22 protein-coding genes are annotated in these 20759 nt (G+C 27.2%); 4 read left to right on the forward strand and 18 right to left on the reverse strand.

Translation table 11 applies throughout. The features are described 5' to 3' along the window. Positions 1 to 5 precede the first annotated feature (5 nt). The 12 genes from OMES3154_RS04105 to dapA all read right to left on the reverse strand — a co-directional run bounded on the left by OMES3154_RS04105 (position 6) and on the right by dapA (position 10588). Entirely contained in the window at positions 6 to 431 is a 426-nt protein-coding gene (locus OMES3154_RS04105; RefSeq protein ID WP_156683525.1) for a hypothetical protein, read from the reverse strand. After that, positions 431 to 1297, reverse strand: a complete 867-nt coding sequence (locus OMES3154_RS04110; RefSeq protein WP_156683526.1) for a metal ABC transporter solute-binding protein, Zn/Mn family — start codon at positions 1295 to 1297, stop codon at positions 431 to 433. Before OMES3154_RS04110 ends, OMES3154_RS04105 begins: the two co-directional genes overlap by 1 nt. Further along, positions 1297 to 2190, reverse strand: a complete 894-nt coding sequence (locus OMES3154_RS04115) for a metal ABC transporter permease (protein WP_156683527.1) — start codon at positions 2188 to 2190, stop codon at positions 1297 to 1299. Before OMES3154_RS04115 ends, OMES3154_RS04110 begins: the two co-directional genes overlap by 1 nt. A 1-nt stretch (position 2191) precedes the next feature. After that, a complete protein-coding gene (locus tag OMES3154_RS04120) occupies positions 2192 to 3085 on the reverse strand; it encodes a metal ABC transporter solute-binding protein, Zn/Mn family (RefSeq protein ID WP_156683528.1) in 894 nt (297 codons plus the stop codon). After that, positions 3085 to 3609: a hypothetical protein gene (locus OMES3154_RS04125; RefSeq protein ID WP_156683529.1), complete on the reverse strand. Its 525-nt coding sequence runs from the start codon at positions 3607 to 3609 to the stop codon at positions 3085 to 3087. The genes OMES3154_RS04120 and OMES3154_RS04125 overlap by 1 nt, the downstream gene beginning before the upstream one ends. 1 nt (position 3610) lies before the next feature. After that, a complete protein-coding gene (locus OMES3154_RS04130) occupies positions 3611 to 4411 on the reverse strand; it encodes a DUF4198 domain-containing protein (protein WP_156683530.1) in 801 nt (266 codons plus the stop codon). A gap of 115 nt (positions 4412 to 4526) precedes the next feature. Beyond that, the gene (locus tag OMES3154_RS04135; RefSeq protein ID WP_156683531.1) at positions 4527 to 5387 is read right to left on the reverse strand and encodes an ABC transporter permease; all 861 of its coding nucleotides are present in this window, start codon (positions 5385 to 5387) and stop codon (positions 4527 to 4529) included. A 1-nt stretch (position 5388) separates the two neighbouring features. Beyond that, positions 5389 to 6465, reverse strand: a complete 1077-nt coding sequence (locus OMES3154_RS04140; protein WP_156683532.1) for an ABC transporter permease — start codon at positions 6463 to 6465, stop codon at positions 5389 to 5391. Then, complete coding sequence (locus OMES3154_RS04145) at positions 6458 to 7978, reverse strand: ABC transporter ATP-binding protein (protein WP_156683533.1); 1521 nt, start codon at positions 7976 to 7978, stop codon at positions 6458 to 6460. The genes OMES3154_RS04140 and OMES3154_RS04145 overlap by 8 nt, the downstream gene beginning before the upstream one ends. Before the next feature lie 10 nt (positions 7979 to 7988). Beyond that, positions 7989 to 8972, reverse strand: a complete 984-nt coding sequence (locus OMES3154_RS04150) for an aspartate-semialdehyde dehydrogenase (protein WP_156683534.1) — start codon at positions 8970 to 8972, stop codon at positions 7989 to 7991. Continuing rightward, positions 8973 to 9719 carry a diaminopimelate epimerase gene (gene dapF / locus OMES3154_RS04155; protein ID WP_197271495.1) on the reverse strand — a complete coding sequence of 249 codons (747 nt, stop codon included), beginning with the start codon at positions 9717 to 9719 and terminating at the stop codon, positions 8973 to 8975. It lies immediately after the preceding gene. After that, positions 9716 to 10588 carry a 4-hydroxy-tetrahydrodipicolinate synthase gene (gene dapA / locus OMES3154_RS04160; RefSeq protein WP_156683536.1) on the reverse strand — a complete coding sequence of 291 codons (873 nt, stop codon included), beginning with the start codon at positions 10586 to 10588 and terminating at the stop codon, positions 9716 to 9718. Before dapA ends, dapF begins: the two co-directional genes overlap by 4 nt. Positions 10589 to 10712: 124 nt before the next feature. Between dapA and glmU the strand changes: the two genes are divergently transcribed. From glmU to OMES3154_RS04180, 4 genes are read left to right on the forward strand one after another with little or no spacing between them, the layout of a single operon-like run. Continuing rightward, the gene (glmU, locus tag OMES3154_RS04165) at positions 10713 to 12041 is read left to right on the forward strand and encodes a bifunctional UDP-N-acetylglucosamine diphosphorylase/glucosamine-1-phosphate N-acetyltransferase GlmU (RefSeq protein WP_156683537.1); all 1329 of its coding nucleotides are present in this window, start codon (positions 10713 to 10715) and stop codon (positions 12039 to 12041) included. 15 nt (positions 12042 to 12056) lie between these two features. Beyond that, complete coding sequence (locus OMES3154_RS04170) at positions 12057 to 13040, forward strand: ribose-phosphate diphosphokinase (RefSeq protein ID WP_156683538.1); 984 nt, start codon at positions 12057 to 12059, stop codon at positions 13038 to 13040. Next, the gene (locus OMES3154_RS04175; RefSeq protein WP_156683539.1) at positions 13033 to 13617 is read left to right on the forward strand and encodes an L-threonylcarbamoyladenylate synthase; all 585 of its coding nucleotides are present in this window, start codon (positions 13033 to 13035) and stop codon (positions 13615 to 13617) included. Before OMES3154_RS04170 ends, OMES3154_RS04175 begins: the two co-directional genes overlap by 8 nt. After that, positions 13607 to 14077, forward strand: coding sequence for a viral A-type inclusion protein (locus tag OMES3154_RS04180; protein ID WP_156683540.1), 471 nt, complete (start codon positions 13607 to 13609; stop codon positions 14075 to 14077). Before OMES3154_RS04175 ends, OMES3154_RS04180 begins: the two co-directional genes overlap by 11 nt. Before the next feature lie 7 nt (positions 14078 to 14084). Here OMES3154_RS04180 and OMES3154_RS04185 read toward each other — a convergent pair whose 3' ends face one another. Genes OMES3154_RS04185 through OMES3154_RS04210 form a run of 6 tightly spaced genes read right to left on the reverse strand, consistent with a single transcriptional unit; the run spans position 14085 to position 20592 of the window. Further along, the gene (locus OMES3154_RS04185; RefSeq protein ID WP_156683541.1) at positions 14085 to 15014 is read right to left on the reverse strand and encodes an alpha/beta hydrolase; all 930 of its coding nucleotides are present in this window, start codon (positions 15012 to 15014) and stop codon (positions 14085 to 14087) included. Between the two features lie 9 nt (positions 15015 to 15023). Continuing rightward, positions 15024 to 15728, reverse strand: a complete 705-nt coding sequence (locus OMES3154_RS04190; RefSeq protein ID WP_156683542.1) for a YlmH/Sll1252 family protein — start codon at positions 15726 to 15728, stop codon at positions 15024 to 15026. Further along, positions 15728 to 16417: a 2,3,4,5-tetrahydropyridine-2,6-dicarboxylate N-acetyltransferase gene (gene dapD, locus OMES3154_RS04195; protein WP_156683543.1), complete on the reverse strand. Its 690-nt coding sequence runs from the start codon at positions 16415 to 16417 to the stop codon at positions 15728 to 15730. The genes OMES3154_RS04190 and dapD overlap by 1 nt, the downstream gene beginning before the upstream one ends. After that, positions 16417 to 17463: a S66 family peptidase gene (locus OMES3154_RS04200; protein ID WP_197271496.1), complete on the reverse strand. Its 1047-nt coding sequence runs from the start codon at positions 17461 to 17463 to the stop codon at positions 16417 to 16419. Before OMES3154_RS04200 ends, dapD begins: the two co-directional genes overlap by 1 nt. Next, positions 17451 to 18872 (reverse strand): UDP-N-acetylmuramoyl-L-alanyl-D-glutamate--2,6-diaminopimelate ligase, encoded by a 1422-nt coding sequence (locus tag OMES3154_RS04205; protein ID WP_156683545.1) that lies wholly within the window; start codon positions 18870 to 18872, stop codon positions 17451 to 17453. The genes OMES3154_RS04200 and OMES3154_RS04205 overlap by 13 nt, the downstream gene beginning before the upstream one ends. Position 18873: 1 nt before the next feature. Next, on the reverse strand, positions 18874 to 20592 hold the full coding sequence (locus tag OMES3154_RS04210) for a proline--tRNA ligase (protein WP_156683546.1): 1719 nt from the start codon (positions 20590 to 20592) through the stop codon (positions 18874 to 18876). Positions 20593 to 20759: the final 167 nt, after the last annotated feature.

Genomic DNA, 20759 nt, shown 5'->3' on the forward strand with positions numbered 1-20759 from the left:
TCACCCTATTTAACTTTACCTGTGTATATATCTTTCCATTCGCCTAATATTTCGTCTTCTTTTATTGCTTTTTCCCAAGCATCTTTTTCTTCTTTTTTTAATGGTATTCCTTTTTTCTCAGTAACATGTCCAACCCCACCATTAAATATTACTGTATATTTTTTAGTTTTTGGTTTTGGCAATACTATTGAACCATCTTCATCAAAAACACCTTCAAAAAGAATTAGTTTTCCTTCCCATGTCTTATATGCCCCGTTATAGTTTTTGTCTTGTACAACTATAACTGGTAAGTTATATGCACTTTCTCCATTTGAAAATCCAGCTTGTACAAATATATATCCTGGTTCATCTTCTTCTATTTCTATTGTTGGTGCATGAGAAAAAGTTATAAAAGATAGTGTTGTTATAAGTAATAATAATAGTCTTTTCATTATTCCCCCTTTAAGTTTTTTAAGTTATCTAATAAATAAATATCAAGCCCATCTTCTTTCATTAAATCTTCATCGTCATCATCTTCTAATGGATAAGCTCCTGTATTTATTAGTATATATTTTTTATTGTTTTTATTTAATATTTTAACTATATCACGTTTTAGTGGTTTAGATGTCATTATTACATCTATTTGCTCATCATTTAATATATTTAAAATATTATCTTTTGTTATATCATCATAGTCTTTATTAATAGAGTAAATATTTAAAAAGCCTGCTAAATACTCTATATCTTCTGTTAATAGTATAGCACTATCTAATTCTATACTACTGTATTCTTTAATTAAATTATCGATTTTTTTAAGATTTTTATCTAAATTTTCTAGTATTTTATCTTTATCACTTTCAAATATTTTTGCTAAGTCCATAGCTACTATTTTATACATTTTTTGTAAATTATATAGATTTAACCAAACATATGGGTTTATTTTAGCTAAATTAGAGTTATATTTTTTAGTTGATATTACTAAACTTGTATTATCACTATATGAATAAGTAGCATCTATATTTATTATTCTAATATTTTCTCTTCTTATATGTTCAAATAGACTATCTTCATCCCAAACCTTATCTAAAGTGATTACAGCTATAGCTTCTTTAAACTCGCTTAAATCCATTTTAGATAATTCTTTGTATTGGTTTGCTCTCATATTAGAACCTGTATTAAATACGTCTTTTACTTCAATATTTGTATCTTTAGTTAGATTTTTAGTAATTGTGTAATTTACTTGATTATTTGTTAATACTAAATTAGATGAATAAGAAAATATTGGCAATATTAAAAGACTTATTAGTAATTTTTTCATTAGTTCTCCTTTTTTATTCTAATATTTATAGATTTTATTATTACAGTTAATATAAATATAACTGAAGATACTAGTATAATACTTCCACCTGATGGTATGTTTAGATCTAAATATAAGGGGAGAAGTATTCCTATTATACAGCTTAAAAGAGCAAAGAATATACTATAATAGACAAAACTCTTAAGCGAATTTGATATATTCTTACTACTTGCTGCTGGGATTAAAAATAAGGCTTCTACTAGAGCTGCTCCTATTATTTTTATAGATGATACCGTAACTATTGTTATTAGGATTATAAATAGATACTCTATTAAAACTGTATTTACACCTTTAATTTGAGATATACTTTTATTAAAACTAGACAGTAGCATATGATTATATTTATATAAAACAACTAGAAGTATAAGAATCGTTGAGATTAGTAATATGTATATATCTTTATCTGAAACTGTTAATATAGATCCAAATAAAACACTTTCTAATATATGTGCATTTACCTTATCTGATACTAATATAATTAAAGTTCCTCCTAATGCTATTGATATTGATAAAAATATACCAATTAGGGTATCTTGACCCATTTTTGTTCTATTTCTTGTAAAATTTATTAAAATAGCAAACATCAAACAATAAGTATATAGTAAAATGTATGGACTCTCATAACTCTCACCTAATAAAACTGCTAGTGCTATTCCAGTAAGTGCTGCATGTCCTATAGCTTCACTAAAAAAAGCCATTTTCTTTATTACTACCATAGTACCAAGTCCTCCTAATAAAGGGCCTATTAAAATAGACGATATTAGAGCATTTACTACAAATGAATATTTGAAGTAATTTGGTAATATGTTACTATCTGCTAATTTAAAAAAATACATCCTAATAATTTCAAGCATATTATTTATTCCCGTCTAAACTTTTAATTGCATCAACTATATATGAAAAATCTTCTTTTATAAACTTTTCAAAGGCATCTTTTTCATATTTACCAGTAGTTAAATGTGATAGATGCGCAATTTTAATACCAGTTTCTTTATTTAAAATATTTGCATTCTTAGGATTTGCTCCTAATTCATCAAATAAAATTTGAATATTTTCTTCTTTAATTTTTTCTATAGTATTTTTTAAATCCTTTGTATTTGGATTTTGAGCATGACTTGGTTCTACTACTAATGAAACAGTCATTCCAAACTCATTTAATAAGTAGTCATAACCTGCATGTGTTGTTGCTACTTTTAAGTTAGATAGGTTAATTCCATCTAATTTTTTCAATTCTTCTCTTTTTATTTTTCTTAATTTTCTACTATAGTTTATTGCATTTTTTACATATGTTTTCTTATTTTTGCTATCATACTCAGATAATTTTTTTGCAATATAGTTTACTTGTTCAATAGACTTTTGAATAGATATAAAAGTATGTGGATTTTTTATACCATTTCTTCTTTGCCCTTTAGTATCAAGTAATGCAGTTTCTGTATTTGCATATATTACTTTTAAATTCTTATTATCTTTTTTTATAGCTTCTATCATAGGATAAACAAAATCGTCATGTCCTATTCCGTTTACAACTATATAGTCTAAGTCTAATAGTTTTTGCATATCTTTTGTACTTGGTGAATATGAGTGAACATCTACATTTTCAGGTATTATAGTAACAACTTCCATTTTATCATCTACTATATTTGAAACATAACTATAGTATGGCAGTAATGTTACCCCTATTTTAGCTTTTGCAATACCCATTATACTTAATGTTAAAAAACTAAGTATTAGAGTTATAAGTTTTTTCATTATTTTCCCTTTCCTCTTTCAATATACTCTTTACCTGTATAAGAAATAACTTTTTTATATCTATGAAAATCATTTAGCTTGGTAATATTTTTTTCATAATATATATTGTATTCATTAGTGTCATTTTCAAATACTAATAAAAAATCTGAATTCTTTTTACTTCTTCCTATGTATATTACATGATCTTTATCTTTTTTTAATTCCCAAGAATAACTTTTTTCTACTTCATTTTGAGAATAAAAAGGCTCTATAAATTCATCTTTTAAATCATCTATACTTAAACTGCTAGTATCTTTTAAAAATTCATACGAAAATGCAAAATTTTTAAGTTCAGAGTATATTAAATTTTCATCATTTGTTAAACTAGTATTTAGTATCTCATTTTTTAATATATGATTTTTTTTACTGACGCTATGATTTAACCTAAGTAATATTGTAGCAAATAAAATAAGAGATACTAAAGTTAAAAACACATAGATATACTCATATTTATAGTTGCTACAACTTATTTTTTTTATTTTCATCTTATTTTTCTACTTGTATCCATAAAACAGCATCTAATGATAATTCTTTACCGTCAACTGTTTTTTCACCACCTGCACCAAGAGCTGCAAATCCCCATTGTCCTTCTTTTGTTGGGATAAATGTAAACATTCCATTATCATCTGCGTATATTTTAGCACTACTATGATTAGTTTTTTCTACATCTGAAAAATCTCCATCTTTTATATCATAGTTTCTAAATTCTATTTCTATTTCTGCATTTTTTACTGGTTTATTATCTCCATCTACTACTTGTCCTACAAAAGCTTGATTTACCCAAATATTTGTTGGATCTATATATGAAATTATATCTGGATAACCTTTTTTAGTTTGTTTAGTATGCCACATATCATCATCTACTAATTCACCTTTATGTAAAAATACTTTTGTAACCTGTTGTATATATATATCTTCTGATGCTTCATAGTATGGACTTGGAACCATTATTAATGACCATATACCACTACCACGAAGTCCTAATTTTCTATCTAATGTAAACTTATATGACAAAGCATCTCTAAATTTAGATTTAACTAGCTTAGATTTTGCTTCTATTTCTTTATCACCTTTTTTAACTACAAATGATACTACATCTTTAATATTACCATTCATATCTTTTCCTATATCCATAGAGTGTCCACGTTCTGCTGGATGAGTGAATACTATATCAAAATCAACACTTCTTGTGTCGTTTTCTACATTTAAATTATCTGTATTTATCATTTGAAAATGTGCTAATGACATTGTACTTAATAAACAAAATATTGAAATTAATTTTTTCATTTTTATTTTACCTCCATAATAATATAGTTTTATTATCAAACTTTTTTTTTATTTTGTCAAGTAAAATGTTTTAGAGGGTATATAAAAAGCAAGCTTTACACTTGCTTTAAATCAATTATTTTTCATATGGTTTACCACTTGCTTTAGGTGGTATTGCTTTTCCTATAAATCCTACTAATACTATTAATGTTAGTATATATGGAATCATTGTTAAAAATTGTTGTGGTACAGCTAATGCGTTTGATTTTGAATAATCACTAAATGCTTGTCCAAAGGCAAATAGTAATGAAGCAAGTATTGCTCCTAACGGATTCCATTTACCAAATATCATAGCTGCTAGTGCTATAAATCCTCTTCCTGCTGACATGTTTGTTATAAATTGTTGTAAAACAACTGTTGACATATATGCTCCACCAAGTCCTGCAAACATTCCTGATAGTATAACTCCCATATATCTATATTTATATACGCTGATTCCTACTGTATCTGCTGCTAGAGGGTGTTCTCCAATAGATCTTAGTCTTAATCCAAATACTGTCTTATACACTACAAAGTATGTAAGTATTGCTAATGAATATATGATTATTAATACTAATAATTTATTAGCTGTATTTGGTGCACTTGGAGTTGAACCTGCAGAATTAAAGATTGCTTTTATTAAAAATCCTGTTATTGATACAGCAAATAAGTTAATTGCTACCCCTGATACTATTTGATTTCCTTTTAAATTTATACTAATCACTGCATGAATTACTGATATTAATCCTCCAATTATTATACCAAATAATATTCCTAAATACGGATTACCTGTATATATATTTACAACAGCTGCAGCAAACGCACCACTTAACATCATACCTTCAAGTCCAATATTTACAACTCCTGATAGTTCACAAAGACAAGCTCCTACTGCTGTTATTAAAATAGGCGGAGCTAAAATTATAGTTTGTTGCAGTAAAATTTTTATTGTTTCCATACTATTTTTTCCCCTTTCTATTCATTAGATACTTAAATATATTACCCCCTGCTACTAATATGATAATTAGTGCTTGTATGATATATACAATTTCTTTATCTAATTTATAGTCAATTTGTAAGCTTTGACCACCAATTTCTAATGCTGCATAAAATATTGAAGCCACTATTATACCAAATGGATTATTATTTCCAAGTAATGAAACTGCTATTGCTGTAAATCCAAAGTCTCCCATAATAGCATCTGTATAAACATAACTTGTAGATCCTCCTAATATACGCTCAGCTCCTGCAAGCCCTGAAACAGCTCCTGCTATACCCATAGATATAAAGGCAATCCATTTAGAATTTATTCCAGCATTTTCTGCTGATGTTACATTATATCCAACCGCTTTTATCTTATACCCTAATGTTGTATATTTAAAGAAGAAATATATTAGTATACATACTACTATTGCTATTATTAATCCAATATTTAAACTTTGTTTTGTTATACTTTGAAATAGTGTTGGCATTCTAACACCTTCACTGATAGGTACTGTTTGTACATTTGAAGATGCTTGGTCTCTCATCGGACCTGATATTAGGTAGTTTTGAAATGGTGATATAATATAGTTTAGCATTATTGTACTTATTACTTCATTTATACTAAATACTGATTTTAATACTCCTGCTATACCAGCCCATATAAATCCAAATAACATAGCTACAAAAATTGCAACATACATATTTGAGAAATAATCATTAAAATATAAACCAACTATTGCTGCACCGATTCCTCCAGCCATCATTTGACCTTGTACACCAATGTTAAACATACCTGCTTTAAATGCTATCATAACCCCCATAGATGCAAATATTAATGGTGTTGCATATACTAGAGTCTTTGCTAATCCATTAAATGGATATCTTGTTGATGTTTGATAAAATGCTGCTTTTATCATACTTCCATATGCATTAAATGGATTTACTCCTTTTATTGTAATTATTATTCCACCTATTACTAGAGCAACAAATACAGCTAAGATTGAAGGTAGAATAGCTTTTATCCATAAATTTAATTTCTTGTGCTTAATCATGTAATTTACCTCCTGCCATAAGTATTCCTAATTTTTCAGTAGTTGCATCTTTTCTATCTAAAATATCAACTATTTTTCCTGAATACATTACTGCAATTCTATCACTTAAAGACATTATTTCTGATAATTCCGCTGATACTACTAATATTGCCTTCTTTTTAGTTCTTTCATGAAGTATTGTATTATGTATCATTTCAATTGCCCCTATGTCAACCCCTCTTGTAGGTTGAGCTGCAATTATAAATTTATTTTCTTTTTCAAGCTCTCTTGCAACAACAACTTTTTGTTGGTTACCACCTGATAATCCAGAGAATACTACATTTGGATTTGTAGGTCTTATATCATACTTCACTATCATGTCATCAACACATTTATTTATCTTATTATAGTTTAATATACCCTTATTTTTATAAGGATCTAATACACCTAAGATTAAATTTTCTTTTATAGTAAATTCATTTATTGTAGCTCTTTTATGTCTATTTTCTGGTATGTGTGATAATCCATTGTCTCTAATGTATTTAGCTGACTTATTAAATAAATCAATTCCATTTAAAGTATATGAACCACTATTTGCATCTCTTAATCCTGCTAATACTTCTATTAACTCAGTTTGTCCATTACCTTCAACACCAGCTATCCCTAGAACTTCTCCTTCTCTTATACTAAAGCTAACATCTTTTACTTTATCAAAGCCTAGATCATTTTTAGCATTTACATTTTTAAGCTCAACAACTACATTACCAATTTCAACTTCTTCTTTTTTTACATTAAATAAAACTTCACGTCCAACCATTAAATTAGCAATTTGTTGTTTTGTAGCATTTTGAGTAACTAAATTACCTACATCTTTACCACGACGTATTACTGTTATGTTATCAGATAAGTCTAAAACCTCTTGTAATTTATGTGTTATAAATATAATTGTTTTACCTTCTTTAACTAGATTTCTCATTATAACATAAAGTTCTTTTACTTCTTGTGGTGTTAAAACTGCACTTGGTTCATCAAATATTAATAGTTCTGCACCCTTAAATAGTATTTTTAAAATTTCTATTCTTTGTTGTATTCCAACCGATAAATCTTCTACCTTTGAATCTGGCTCAATATTTAATCCATATTTTTTAGATACTTCTATAACATCTTCTCTTGCTAATTGCTTATCAAATAAGAAACCATTTTTTTTAGGTTCAAATCCTAAAACCATATTTTCTGCTACAGTTAAAGTGTCTATTAACATAAAATGTTGATACACCATTCCAATCCCTAATCTTGCTGCAACAGTTGGACTTGCTATATCAACTTTTTCACCTTTATAAAAAATTTCACCACTTGTCATATCATAAAGTCCGTTTAATATTTTCATAAGAGTAGACTTACCTGCACCATTTTCACCTACTATCGCATGGATTTCACCTTTTTTGACTTTTAGGTTGATATTGTCATTGGCAATAATTTTACCATTTAAAAATGTCTTCCTAACATTTTTCATTTCTAAAATATATTCACTCATATACACTCCCCTAATAATTTAGTAATTTTTCAGCTATTTGTATTGCGTTAGTTGCAGCACCTTTTCTTATATTATCTGCAACTATCCATAAGTTTAAACCATTTTCAACTGACTCATCTTTTCTTATTCTACCCACATAAGTTTCATCTTTTCCTTCTATAAATAAAGGCATCGGATACATATTATCTTTATTTTCATTTAATACTACGACTCCTTCTTTTTCACTAAGTCCTTTTATTAGTTCATCTAGGTCAAACTCATTTTCAAGTTCAACATTACAACTTACAGAATGTGCATACCTAACTGGTACTCTAACACAAGTAGCTGTTACTTTTAAGTTTTCCTTGCCTAAAATTTTTCTTGTTTCATTAATCATTTTAAGCTCCTCTTTAGTATACCCCGTAATATCGAATTTGTCTATGTGTGGTATCAAATTAAAAGCAATTTGAGTTGAAAATTTAGTTGATTTCTCACCTACTAAATTTCTCTCTAGGTCGTTTAAAGCCTCATTTCCAGCACCTGATACTGATTGATATGTTGAATATACCACTCTTTTTATCTTATACTTATCATCTAAATATTTTAATGCTGGCATAACTGTTATTGTTGAACAGTTAGGATTAGCTATTATCATACTATCTGAAATTTTTTCAGGATTTACTTCCGGTACTACTAAAGGTATATCTTCTCTCATTCTAAAATTACTACTGTTATCTATTACAATTGCGCCTTTTTTATTAAATAAAGGAGCATAAACTTCAGAAATACTAGCTCCTGCAGAAAATAGTGCTATATCTATATCATCTTTTATATTTTCTTCAGTTAACTCTATTACTTGATATTTTTTTGATAAAAACTCTAATTCTTTTCCAGCTGATCTTTTAGATGCGTATAAATACAGCTTATTTACTGGAAAATTTCTTTCTTCTAAAACTTTTAAAAACGTTCTCCCTACTAAACCTGTAGCTCCAACTATTGCAATATTTTTTTTCATTTAGATTTCTCCTTTATATACAAATTTTGCTGGTCCTGTCATATATATTTTATTATCTTCTGATATTTCTATTTCTAGCTCTCCACCTAGTAATTTCACATTTACTATATTGTCTACTAGTCCCTTTTTATATGACATATATGCACTAGCACTTGCTCCTGTACCACATGCTAGAGTTATTCCAACTCCTCTTTCATGAGTCATTATTTCTATATTTTTTCTATCTTTCACTCTAACTAAATTAACATTTGTTCCATTTGGAAATAGCTTATTATCTTCTTCTAATTCATGACTATTTTCATTTAAAAAATCTTTTCCATATTTTTTTTCATCATCATAAATTAGTAAATGATGACATCCTGTAAAAACTGCATCAAAATTAATGTTTTCTAATAGAGGTTTATCAGTAAAATCTACTGTTGGCTCTCCCATATCTACTCTAAATTTATCTCCAACTTTTTTTATGTGCTTTATTCCAGATAATGTATCTATTTTAGAGAAATCTTCGCCTTTACTTTCTAAATATGAGGCATAACATCTAATTCCATTACCACACATAGTAGCAATACTTCCGTCTTGGTTATAAAAATGCATATATGGTAATCCATTTTTTTTGCTATTAACTATAATTCCATCAGCTCCAATTCCATAATGTCTATCACACAATAATCTTACTTCTTCTTTTGTTATATCTTTTTCTAGTATTATAAAGTCATTTCCTATTCCTTGATATTTTTCAAATTTCACTGTATTAACCCCTTTTTTCTGAATAATTCTTTTAATGTATTAGTTGTATTCTCACTTGCATTTGCTAATGGTAATCTTACATAGTTTTCACATAAGTCAAGTATACTCATTGCTTCTTTTACTGTTACTGGATTTCCTTCTATAAACATACTTCTACTTATTTCATATAAAAACTCATGAATTTCATATTTTTTTTCATCATAAATGTAAAAGTCCGATAATATTTTTGGTAGTATATTAGATACAACTGATATTACTCCATCACACCCAATAACACTCATTGGCATTATTAAATGATCTTCTCCAGATAATATACTAATACTATCTTTACACTTTAGTTTTATATCTATCATTTGCTCTATTATTCCACTTGCTTCTTTTATAGCTACAATATTTTCTAACTTAGATAATGTGTAAGTTGTGTCAGCTAATATATTAACACCTGTTCTACTAGGTACATTATATATAACAATAGGTATCCCTATTTCATTGATTTTTTCAAAATGCATAATTATACCTTTTTGTGTTGGCTTATTATAATATGGTGCGGAAACTAATATGGCATCTACTCCTAAACTTTTACATAATTTAGCATTTTCTAGAGCTTTTAGTGTTGAATTTGAGCTAGCTCCTGCTATTACTAAAACTCTTTTATTTACTTTTTTTACTACAAATTCAATAACACTTTTATACTCATCGTTTGATAAGGTTGGAGTTTCTCCTGTTGTTCCACATACGACTATACCACTTACCTTATTTTCTATTTGAAATTCTATTAATTTTTCTAATGCAATATAATCTATTTCATAATCCTTATTAAATGGCGTTACTATTGCTGTAAAAACCCCTTTTAATTTTAATTTAGTCATCCTGCTCACTCCCTAAATATATATAGACTATTATACCATATTTGGTATCAATTTCATATAAAAAAAGAGTACAAAAAAAAAATGAAAAATGATATAATAAGAAAAACGATTTATAGGAGGCAAAATGTTATCACTTATACTAGCAGCAGGCAAAGGAACTCGTATGAAATCTAATTTGCCAAAAGTACTGCATTTAGTTAATGGTAAAACTATGCTTGAAGTTGTTATGGACAATACAAAAGTATTTGGAGATAATCTAGTAATTCTAGGGCATAAAAAGGAACTTATACTAGAAAAATATCCTGATATTAACTATGTTGTACAAGAACAGCAACTTGGAACAGGGCATGCAATACTAATTGCTAAAGAAAAAATAAAAAATTATAGTGAAGTATTAATTACTTATGCAGATGGGCCTTTACTAAAGAAAGATACTATTTCTCAAATGATAGCTAAATTTAACAATGAATCATTAGATTCAGTTATGTTAAGCTCAGTTGTAGATGATCCTACTAACTATGGTAGACTTATTAAAGACGGAGAAAATGTATTAGAAATAAAAGAAGAAATTGATGCTACTTTAGAAGAAAAAAAGATAAACGAAATAAATGTTGGTGTTTATTTATTTAAAACTTCTGCTTTACTATCTGTTATTGACAAGTTAGATAATAATAACAAAAAAAATGAATATTATTTAACTGATGTTATAAAACTATTAAATCAAAATAACTATAAGACAAAATCAATTATTTTAAATGATAAAAATGAAATGCTAGGCGTTAATTCTAAAAAGGAATTGTCTTATGCATCTTCTATTTTAAGACAAAGAAAATTAGATAAACTAATGTCTGATGGAGTAATAATTATAGACCCTATGTCTACATATATTGAAGAAGATGTAGAAATAGGAATGGATACTACGATATATCCACAAACAATAATACAAGGTAAAACAAAAATTGGTTCTAACTCTACAATATACTCTTCTAGGATAATAGAAAGTAATATTGGAAATAATGTAGTTATTGATAACTCTGTTATTGAATATTCAAATATAGAATCAAATGTAACAATTGGGCCTTATGCTCATTTAAGACCAAATGCTAATTTAAAAGAAAATGTACATATTGGAAATTTTGTGGAAATTAAAAATTCTACTATAGAAAATTCTACAAAGATTGGTCATTTAAGCTATATAGGAGATAGTATTGTTGGATATAATACAAATATAGGGGCTGGAACTATTACTTGTAACTATGATGGACATAAGAAAAATAAGACATTTATAGGAAATAATTCATTTATTGGTAGTAATTCTATACTAGTTGCTCCAGTAACACTTGGAAATCAAGTTTTAACTGCTGCTGGTTCTGTAATAACTAAAGATGTTGATGATAAAAAACTTGCCTTTGGTAGATCAAGACAAGTCGTATTAAATAGAAAAGATATATAAGAAAGTGAGTTGGGTATGAAAGAAGAAAACAACATTAAAATTTTTTCTGGTTCAGCAAGTACTGAACTAGCTAAAAAAATAGCTAAGAATTTAGGTATTCCATTATCAAAAAGTGAGATTATTCATTTTGCTGATGGTGAAACTTTTGCGAAATCAGATACTACTGTTAGAGGGGATAAAGTATTTATTATTCAATCTACTTCTACTCCAGTAAATGAAAATATAATGGAGCTACTAGTTTTCATAGACTCTTTAAAAAGAGCTTCTGCTAAAGAAATAGTTGCAGTTGTTCCTTATTATGGTTATGCAAGACAAGATAGAAAAGCTCATCCGCGTGAGCCAATTACAGCTAAATTAGTAGCAGATTTACTAACAACAGCAGGTGCTACAAGAGTTGTAACAATGGATCTACACGCAAGACAAATACAAGGTTTTTTCAACATCCCAGTTGATCACATGGAAGCATTACCTATATTTGCAGAATACTTCTTAACTGCTGGATTCTCACCTGAAGATACAGTTGTAGTATCGCCTGATATTGGTGGAGTTAAAAGAGCAAGAGCATTAGCTACTTGGTTACACTCTCCACTTGCAATTATAGATAAAAGAAGGCCTAAACCAAATGTATCTGAGGTTATGAATTTAATTGGAGATGTAAAAGGTAAAAAAGCAATAATTATAGACGATTTAATAGATACTGCTGGTACTATTTGTAATGCAGCTGATGCCTTAAAAAAATTTGGCGCTAAAGAAGTTTACGTATGTGCTACTCACCCAGTTTTTTCAGGGCCTGCAAAAGAAAGATTACAAAATTCTGTTGCTAAAAAAGTAATAGTTTCTGATTCTATTGAATTACCTGAAGATAAGAAATTTGAAAAATTAGAAATAGTTTCTTGTGCTGATATACTATCAGAAACAATAGAAAGAATATATAAAGATATTGCTATTAGTGGATTATTTGAAATACCAAAAGAAATTGAGGTAAAACTAAATGACTAATTCTAAGATTGAAAGTATTTTAAATGGGGAGCTTGTAATTTTTCCCACTGATACTGTTTATGGTCTTGGAGCTATTGCTGAAAAAAAGGCAATAGAAAAGATTTATGCTATAAAAAAAAGAGATAAATCAAAAAAAATAATAGCGCTAATATCTAATATAGATAAAATAAAAGAAATAACAGATGAGAAAATTGATGAAAATATTTTAAAGACATTTTTTCCAGGTCCACTTACTATTATTACCAAATCTAATGATAAATTTAAAGATTTAGTAGGTGATACTGTTGGTATTAGAATGCCTAATTCTAAAATTAGTTTAGAAATTATTGAAGCTTGTGGTGGAATACTAATGACTACTAGCGCTAATATTTCTGGTGAGCCTTCTGCTTCTACTAAGGAAGAATTATCTAAAACTTTACTTGAAAATGTTAAAAATATATTCTATACTAATAATGTCCTATCTGGGATTCCTTCTACTATAGTATCGTATATTGATAAAAATTATGAACTTATAAGAGAAGGTGAAATAAAATATATAGACATACTAAAAGTTGGAGGAAAAATAAATGAAATCTAAAATGGTAAATCCTAATTCCGTAACTGATATGGAAATTATGAATATTAAAAATCAAGCTAAAATGACTCAAGTTCTACAAAAAGTAGGGCGTGGACGTAGAAAAGTTGAAGTTTACTTATCAAAAACTTCTCAAAAATTTATAGAACAATTAGCAACTGAGCTAAAAAAACAAATGGCAATTTATGACAAAAAAATGCCTAATATATTTGATTTTTTTGATTATATTATCAAATGTGTTCATGTTGAAAAAAGACAAAAAAGAGAAAAATATAAAAAGATAATGTTATCTTATGATGAAAAAGATTTCCTAGATATGCAAATAAAAGGTACTTTAGAAGAATTAGAAAGACAGAAAAAAGCTCTTAAATGGTATAACATAATTAAAAAAATTGCTTTTTCTTCTGTAAAAAAACAAAACGAATTCTTATTAAACGAAATTAGAGGAAATATAAAGAAATAGGTGGAGATTACTCCACCTTTTTTAAAAACTTACTTATAATATCCCAATATTCTTTTTCATATACAAAATATGCCTTAACATGTTTTACATCTTTGAATGTATGTACTTCTTTTTTAAAGTTACCATATTTTATCATTTCATTTAAGTTATCTATTGGTACAAATGTATCTTTTTCGCCATGTAAAAATAGTCCTGGTATTTTATTATCTTCTAGTGCTTTTTTAGCATCTACATCTTTAAAATAAAAGCCTGCCCTTATTTTTGTAATAGTTGACGCTAAATTTAGTAATGGGAATTTACTTAGCTTATAGTTTTTCTTTAATTGATAAGTGTATAATTTATCTAATGATATATACCCACTATCTTCTATAAATGCTACTACATTTTTAGTTAAATTCTCATCTAGTGAATTTAATACAGTTGCTGCTCCCATACTAACACCAAATAAAATTATTTTAGACTCCTTATTTTCGCTACTTATTAACTTTACCCACTTAGCTAGATCTTTTGAATCATATGATCCCATAGTATAAAAATCATTTTTACTCTTACCGTGTCCTAATAAATCAGGAAATAGTACATTATATCCTAAATCATAAAAATGTCTTATAAATGTTGCCATTGCATGTCCATTTCTACTATAACCATGCACAGTTATAATCCATTTATTAGCTTCCTTATTTCTTAACTCATAAGCATATATGTCTTTATTTAATACTGATTTTATTTTTCTTTCTTTAACATTTTGTTTTTTTAACCATTCATAATTTTCTTCATACTTAGTATCTTCTATATCTTTTTCTACATCTTGCTCTCTAACACTTGTTTTAGTATTAACATTAAGTGCAACATTATATAAATGATTTGCTGCAAATACTGAGCCTAGTAAAATTATAGTAATGGTAGTTAAAAGGATTTTTAATTTTTTGTTTTTCATTTGCCTCCTTTAAATAAACTGCTTTACTCTTATTACAAACTTCCCTTTTTTACTTTGTTTTATAACTGATTCATATATATATCTACCATATTTTTTTATTGAGATAATGCTATTTTCTTTCACTTCTTTTGAATAGTCTAATACTTCTTCATAATCAAGGCTTACTCCACCTAAAAGTATATATTCTTTAGTTTTTTCACGACTTAGATTAGTTATTTTAGCCACAATACTATCTAACCTAATAGAAGATACTGTATATTCTTTTATTTCATATTTAAAGTCTAATTCAAGTTCTTCTTCTATTACTGATATATAGGCTGTATTTTTAGAAACCTTGTCAAGATTTAAAACTATATCTAAAACCTTATTTGAAACATATACATAAGCTATATTATCTTCTACAAATATATCTCCTATATATTTTCTATCTATATTAAGTGACATTATAGAGCCTAGAAAATCTTTATTACTAAGCTCTTTAAATTTATTACTAACTTCTATTTTAACTAAACTAATTGGGAATGCAACTAAATCCTCTTGATATTCTGGTACAAAGGCTAACATTTTTCTAAGCCTTCCTTTTTTGAATATTTTTATTTCCTTATACTTTTCACCTAATTTTTTATACTCATTAGGTGTTAAAAAATCCGTGTAGTTTATATATGAATAATTAATTGTATCATTTAATAGTTCTTTTACTCTATCAGATAACATTATCTTAACTCATCTAATATCTCTGTTTTACTTAAAGTTTTACCGTCAACTTTTTTTATTATTCTAGCTGGTGTTCCTGCTACAACAACAGACTCTGGTACATCTTTTGTAACTATACTTCCTGCTGCTACTACTGAATTTTTACCAACTCTAACTCCTTCTAATACAACAGCATTAGCTCCAATTACAACATTATCTTCTATTACTACTGGATTAGCACTAGGCGGCTCTATAACTCCTGCTAGGACTGTTCCTGCTCCTATGTGGCAATTTTTACCAACTACAGCACGTCCTCCCATTACAACACCCATATCTATCATAGATTTTTCTCCAATTTTAGCACCAATGTTAATGATAGCACCCATCATTATTACTGCACTTTTACCAATTTCTACCTTATCTCTTATTATTGCACCTGGTTCTATTCTAGCATCTATTTCTTTAATATCTAACATAGGAACTCCAGAATTTCTTCTGTCATTTTCTAGTTTATAGTTTTTTAAATTATTTTCTTTAATTATTTTTTTAATATCTTCATAATCACCAATTATATACTTTAAATCTTTTCCAATTACTTGTAAATTATATGTATTTTTAACATTTTCATCTGTTATTAAAGTACAAGGTGTAACTTTTTTAGCATTTGCTATAAAAGATATAATCTCTTTTGATTTTTCTAATTCTGTCATTATATTCTCCCTATTTTTATTTTATTGTTTTCTAAATCAACATGACACATCGCATCATACTGCATTATCATATGAGGATAACTATGCCCAAAATTTAAGTTATACGCTATATTTATATCTCTATCTTTAAATACTTCTAAATATACCTTTTTATATTCCTCATAATACATCTCATCTTGCGGTTTACCTATTAAAAGTCCATTTATATTATCAAAAAATCCGTATTCTTTTAATAATTCTAAATTAAATTTAAGCTGTTCTTTAGATATTTTATTCTCACTAGTTTCTAAAAATACAATTTTTTCTTTATTATCCTTTGGAATAATTCCATACTTACTATTAACTAAATATACATCACTAAAATTCTTTTCATCTAAATATCTACATATCGATTCTATACAGCCTCCAATTAATCTACCACTAAAGACTTTATTCCCTTTTAACAACTCATAGCCTCTTAGCTCTTTGTGTTTTACTCTAGGAATATTTAGCTGTTTTTTAGAAAAATCTTTTCTTTCTTCATACCAATATTTAGATGGGCTATATATAAATTCATTTTCAGTAAAAAGATTATATAAGGCATTTTTACTGTACTCTAGCATATCTAAATCTAATTCAGAAATATCTGTTAGTATTGACTGACCATAAAAGCTACTAAGACCTAATTTATTTAACATTAGATGATTGGTTGTTGTATCAGAATATCCCATGAAAAACTTTTTATTATTTTTTATTATATCTACATATTCCTTATTTTCTAATATATACTCTACTGTTTTATATGTATCAACTCCACCAATGGCAGTTATTATTCCTTTTATAGTTTTATCAGAAAAAGCTTTAATTAAATCTTCTACTTTTAAAATGGGATTTGCTTCTAATTCTTTTATACCTTTTAAACTATTTGGCATAAATACTGGTATTAAACCTAATTCTTCTAATCTTTTTTTAGCTAAGTCTACTTGATGAGAACAAAAGCTCTCACCTAATATCCCGCTTGATAAACTAACTATTGCTATTTTATCCCCTTTATTTAACTTAAACACTTTAATACCTCCTCTTTATCAGAAAAATGAGTCTTTACCTTCCCTATAATTTGATAATCTTCATGACCTTTTCCTGCAATCATTAAAGAATCATCTTTATTTAACATAGAAATTGCTTTTTTTATAGCTTCTTTTCTATTTTCTATTATTTCATAGTCTTTAAAATTAGATTGAATAAGTCCAAGCTCTATATCTTTTAAAATTTGATATGGATCTTCTTCTCTTGGATTATCACTAGTTAAAATTATGTAATCAGAGTATAAACTAGCCTTATTTGCCATCTTAGACCGTTTGGTCTTATCCCTATTTCCACCAGCTCCAAACAAAGTAATTACCCTTTTTTTTGTTATTTTTCTTAAGGTTTTTAATACATTATCTAGTCCATCTGGTGTATGAGCATAGTCCACTACTATTTTGGCATCTAAGTTGTTTTTAATAAGTTCAAATCTACCAGGAACTGCTTTAATTTCTTCTATACTCTCTATTATTTTTTCTATATCAATCCCTAAATTAGTTAACATTGATATAACCCCTAGTATGTTATATAGGTTATGTTCTCCTATCAATCTAGTTTTTAACTTATACTCACGATTATCATATTCTACTACTGCGTACATATACTCATTACCTGTTTCTATTATACGTCCGATAATATTTCCGTTTCTTATTCCAAAACTAATTGTTTTATCACCATCTAGTCTTTTTACAGTTTTGTCATCTATATTTATACTTAGTTTTGCATCTTTTTTTAGTAAATCCACAATTCTAGCCTTAGCTAAAAAATACTCTTCCATTGTTTTATGGTAGTCTAGGTGATCTTGAGTTAAATTAGTAAAAATTGCTCCACTAAATTCTAACATGTCACATCTACCCATAGATAGCGCATGACTACTTACTTCCATAATAAAGTATTCTACATTTTTTCTAACGCTTTCATCTATTAGCTTTATTAAATCTAATGATTCTGGAGTTGTATTAACTGCTTCATATATTTTATCTAATATTCTATAATTAGTTGTTCCTATTCTACTTGAATTTTTTAGAACATTTTCTAATATATATGTGCTTGTAGTTTTACCGTTTGTACCAGTAACTGCTAATATTTTTATTCTATTTTGTGGGTGCTTATATAGATTAGATGCAATTTCTCCTAATCTATATCTTAAATTTTTTACATAATAAAAATTAGTATTAGGGTAACTTGATATATCTAAATCAATTTTATCTGTTATTACAGTTTTAGCACCGTTATTTATAGCAAAACTAATGTAGTCGTTTGCGTCTACATTAGTTCCTTTCATTGCTATAAATATATTTCCCTCTTTTATTTTTCTTGAATCGTATTCTATTCCGTTAAATTCTACATTAGCTACAAATTGTAATGTAGTGTATTCTATACCTTCAAACATATTAGTAACTTTCTAACATTTTTGAAACTTCATCAAATACATTTTCAACTTTTACTTCTAATACTTCATTAGATTTTCTAGATTTTAATTCTACTAAACCATCTTTAATATTCTTACCAACTATTACTTTAATTGGTATTCCTATTAAATCAGCATCTTTAAACTTAAATCCTGCTTTTTCTTTTCTATCATCAAATATTACATCTACATTTTCTTTTAGTAATTCTTCATATATTTTTTCTGAAGCTTTATATATTTTATCATCATTAATATTTGTAGCTATTACATCTACTGTAAATGGTGCAATATTTTTAGGCCATATCATTCCATTTTCATCATTATTTTGTTCAATAGCTGCTGCTGCAATTCTACTAACTCCTATCCCATAACAACCCATTATTACAGTTTGAAGTCGTCCATTTTCATCTAACACTTTTGCATTCATTGCTTCACTATACTTATATCCAAGTTTAAATATATGTCCTACTTCTATACCTCTAGCTATTTCTAGTGTCCCTTTATTATCAGGTGATATATCGCCTTCTTTTGCCACTCTAATATCAGCTACTTCGTCATATCTGATATCTTCTAGATTAGTGTTAATATAGTGGTAATCTTTTTTATTAGCACCTATTACAAAGTTATATAAGTATTTTACGCTCTCATCTATAACAACTTTTACATCCTTATTTAAATCTTTTACAGGTCCCATAAATCCTTTTTCTATACCTAAGCCTTCTAATTCATGTGATTCAACCATTTCTAATTCTACACTTAGTTTAAAAGCATTTTTAACCTTAATTTCATTAACATCTAAATCCCCTCTTACAACAGCCATAAAGTATTTAGTTTCGTTTTTTATGTTAGCTTTTAATAAGACAGATTTAACTAATTTTTTCTTATCTATATTTAAGAATTTTGATAATTCATCAATTGTTTTAATATCTGGTGTATTAACTAATTCAATAGTTTTTTTATCTTCTATAGCTTGTTCTAAATCAATTATACTCTTAGCTTTTTCTACATTTGCTGCATAGTCACTTACATTTGAATAAAGTATATCATCTTCACCAGCACTCGCTAAAACCATAAATTCATGACTTTCAGCTCCACCAATTGACCCTGTATCTGCTTCTACTGGTCTAAAATTAAGTCCACATCTATTAAATATTCTAATATATGTGTTTTTCATATTTTCATATTCTTCATCCAAACTTTCTTTAGTTAAATGATAACTGTATGCATCTTTCATTATAAATTCTCTACCACGCATAAGTCCAAATCTAGGTCTCATTTCATCTCTAAACTTAGTTTGTATTTGATACATATTTAAAGGTAAATCTTTGTATGAAGTTATCATATCTCTAAATACAGAAACACTTACTTCTTCATGAGTTGGTCCTAATACAAAATCTCTACTATTTCTATCTTTAAATCTCATTAACTCTGGACCATAATCATTAAATCTACCTGATTCTATCCATAAATCACTTGGCTGCATTATAGGCATTAAAATTTCATTAGCTCCTGCATTATTCATCTCTTCTCTTATAATATTTTCTATTTTTTTAATTACTTTTAATCCTAAAGGTAAATATGTATAATTACCTCTTGAAATTTGCTTTATCATTGAAGCTCTTAACATTAACTTATGATTAATTGCTTCTGCTTCTTTTGGACTTTCTTTATATGTCTTTACCATTAATTTTGAAAATCTCATAGTTTCCTCCTACTTATTATAAATAATACTTATTCTATCATTTTGATAAGCTTAATACAAGGTTTTATAAATATATATTTGACTTTTCTCATTTTCAAGTTAAAATACATATTGAGAACGGTTACAAAAGAGGAAATAAATAAATACAGACCTCTTTTTTGCTTAAA

This window comes from Oceanivirga miroungae (genome assembly GCF_902505095.1).
In the GTDB taxonomy this organism is placed as follows: domain Bacteria; phylum Fusobacteriota; class Fusobacteriia; order Fusobacteriales; family Leptotrichiaceae; genus Oceanivirga; species Oceanivirga miroungae.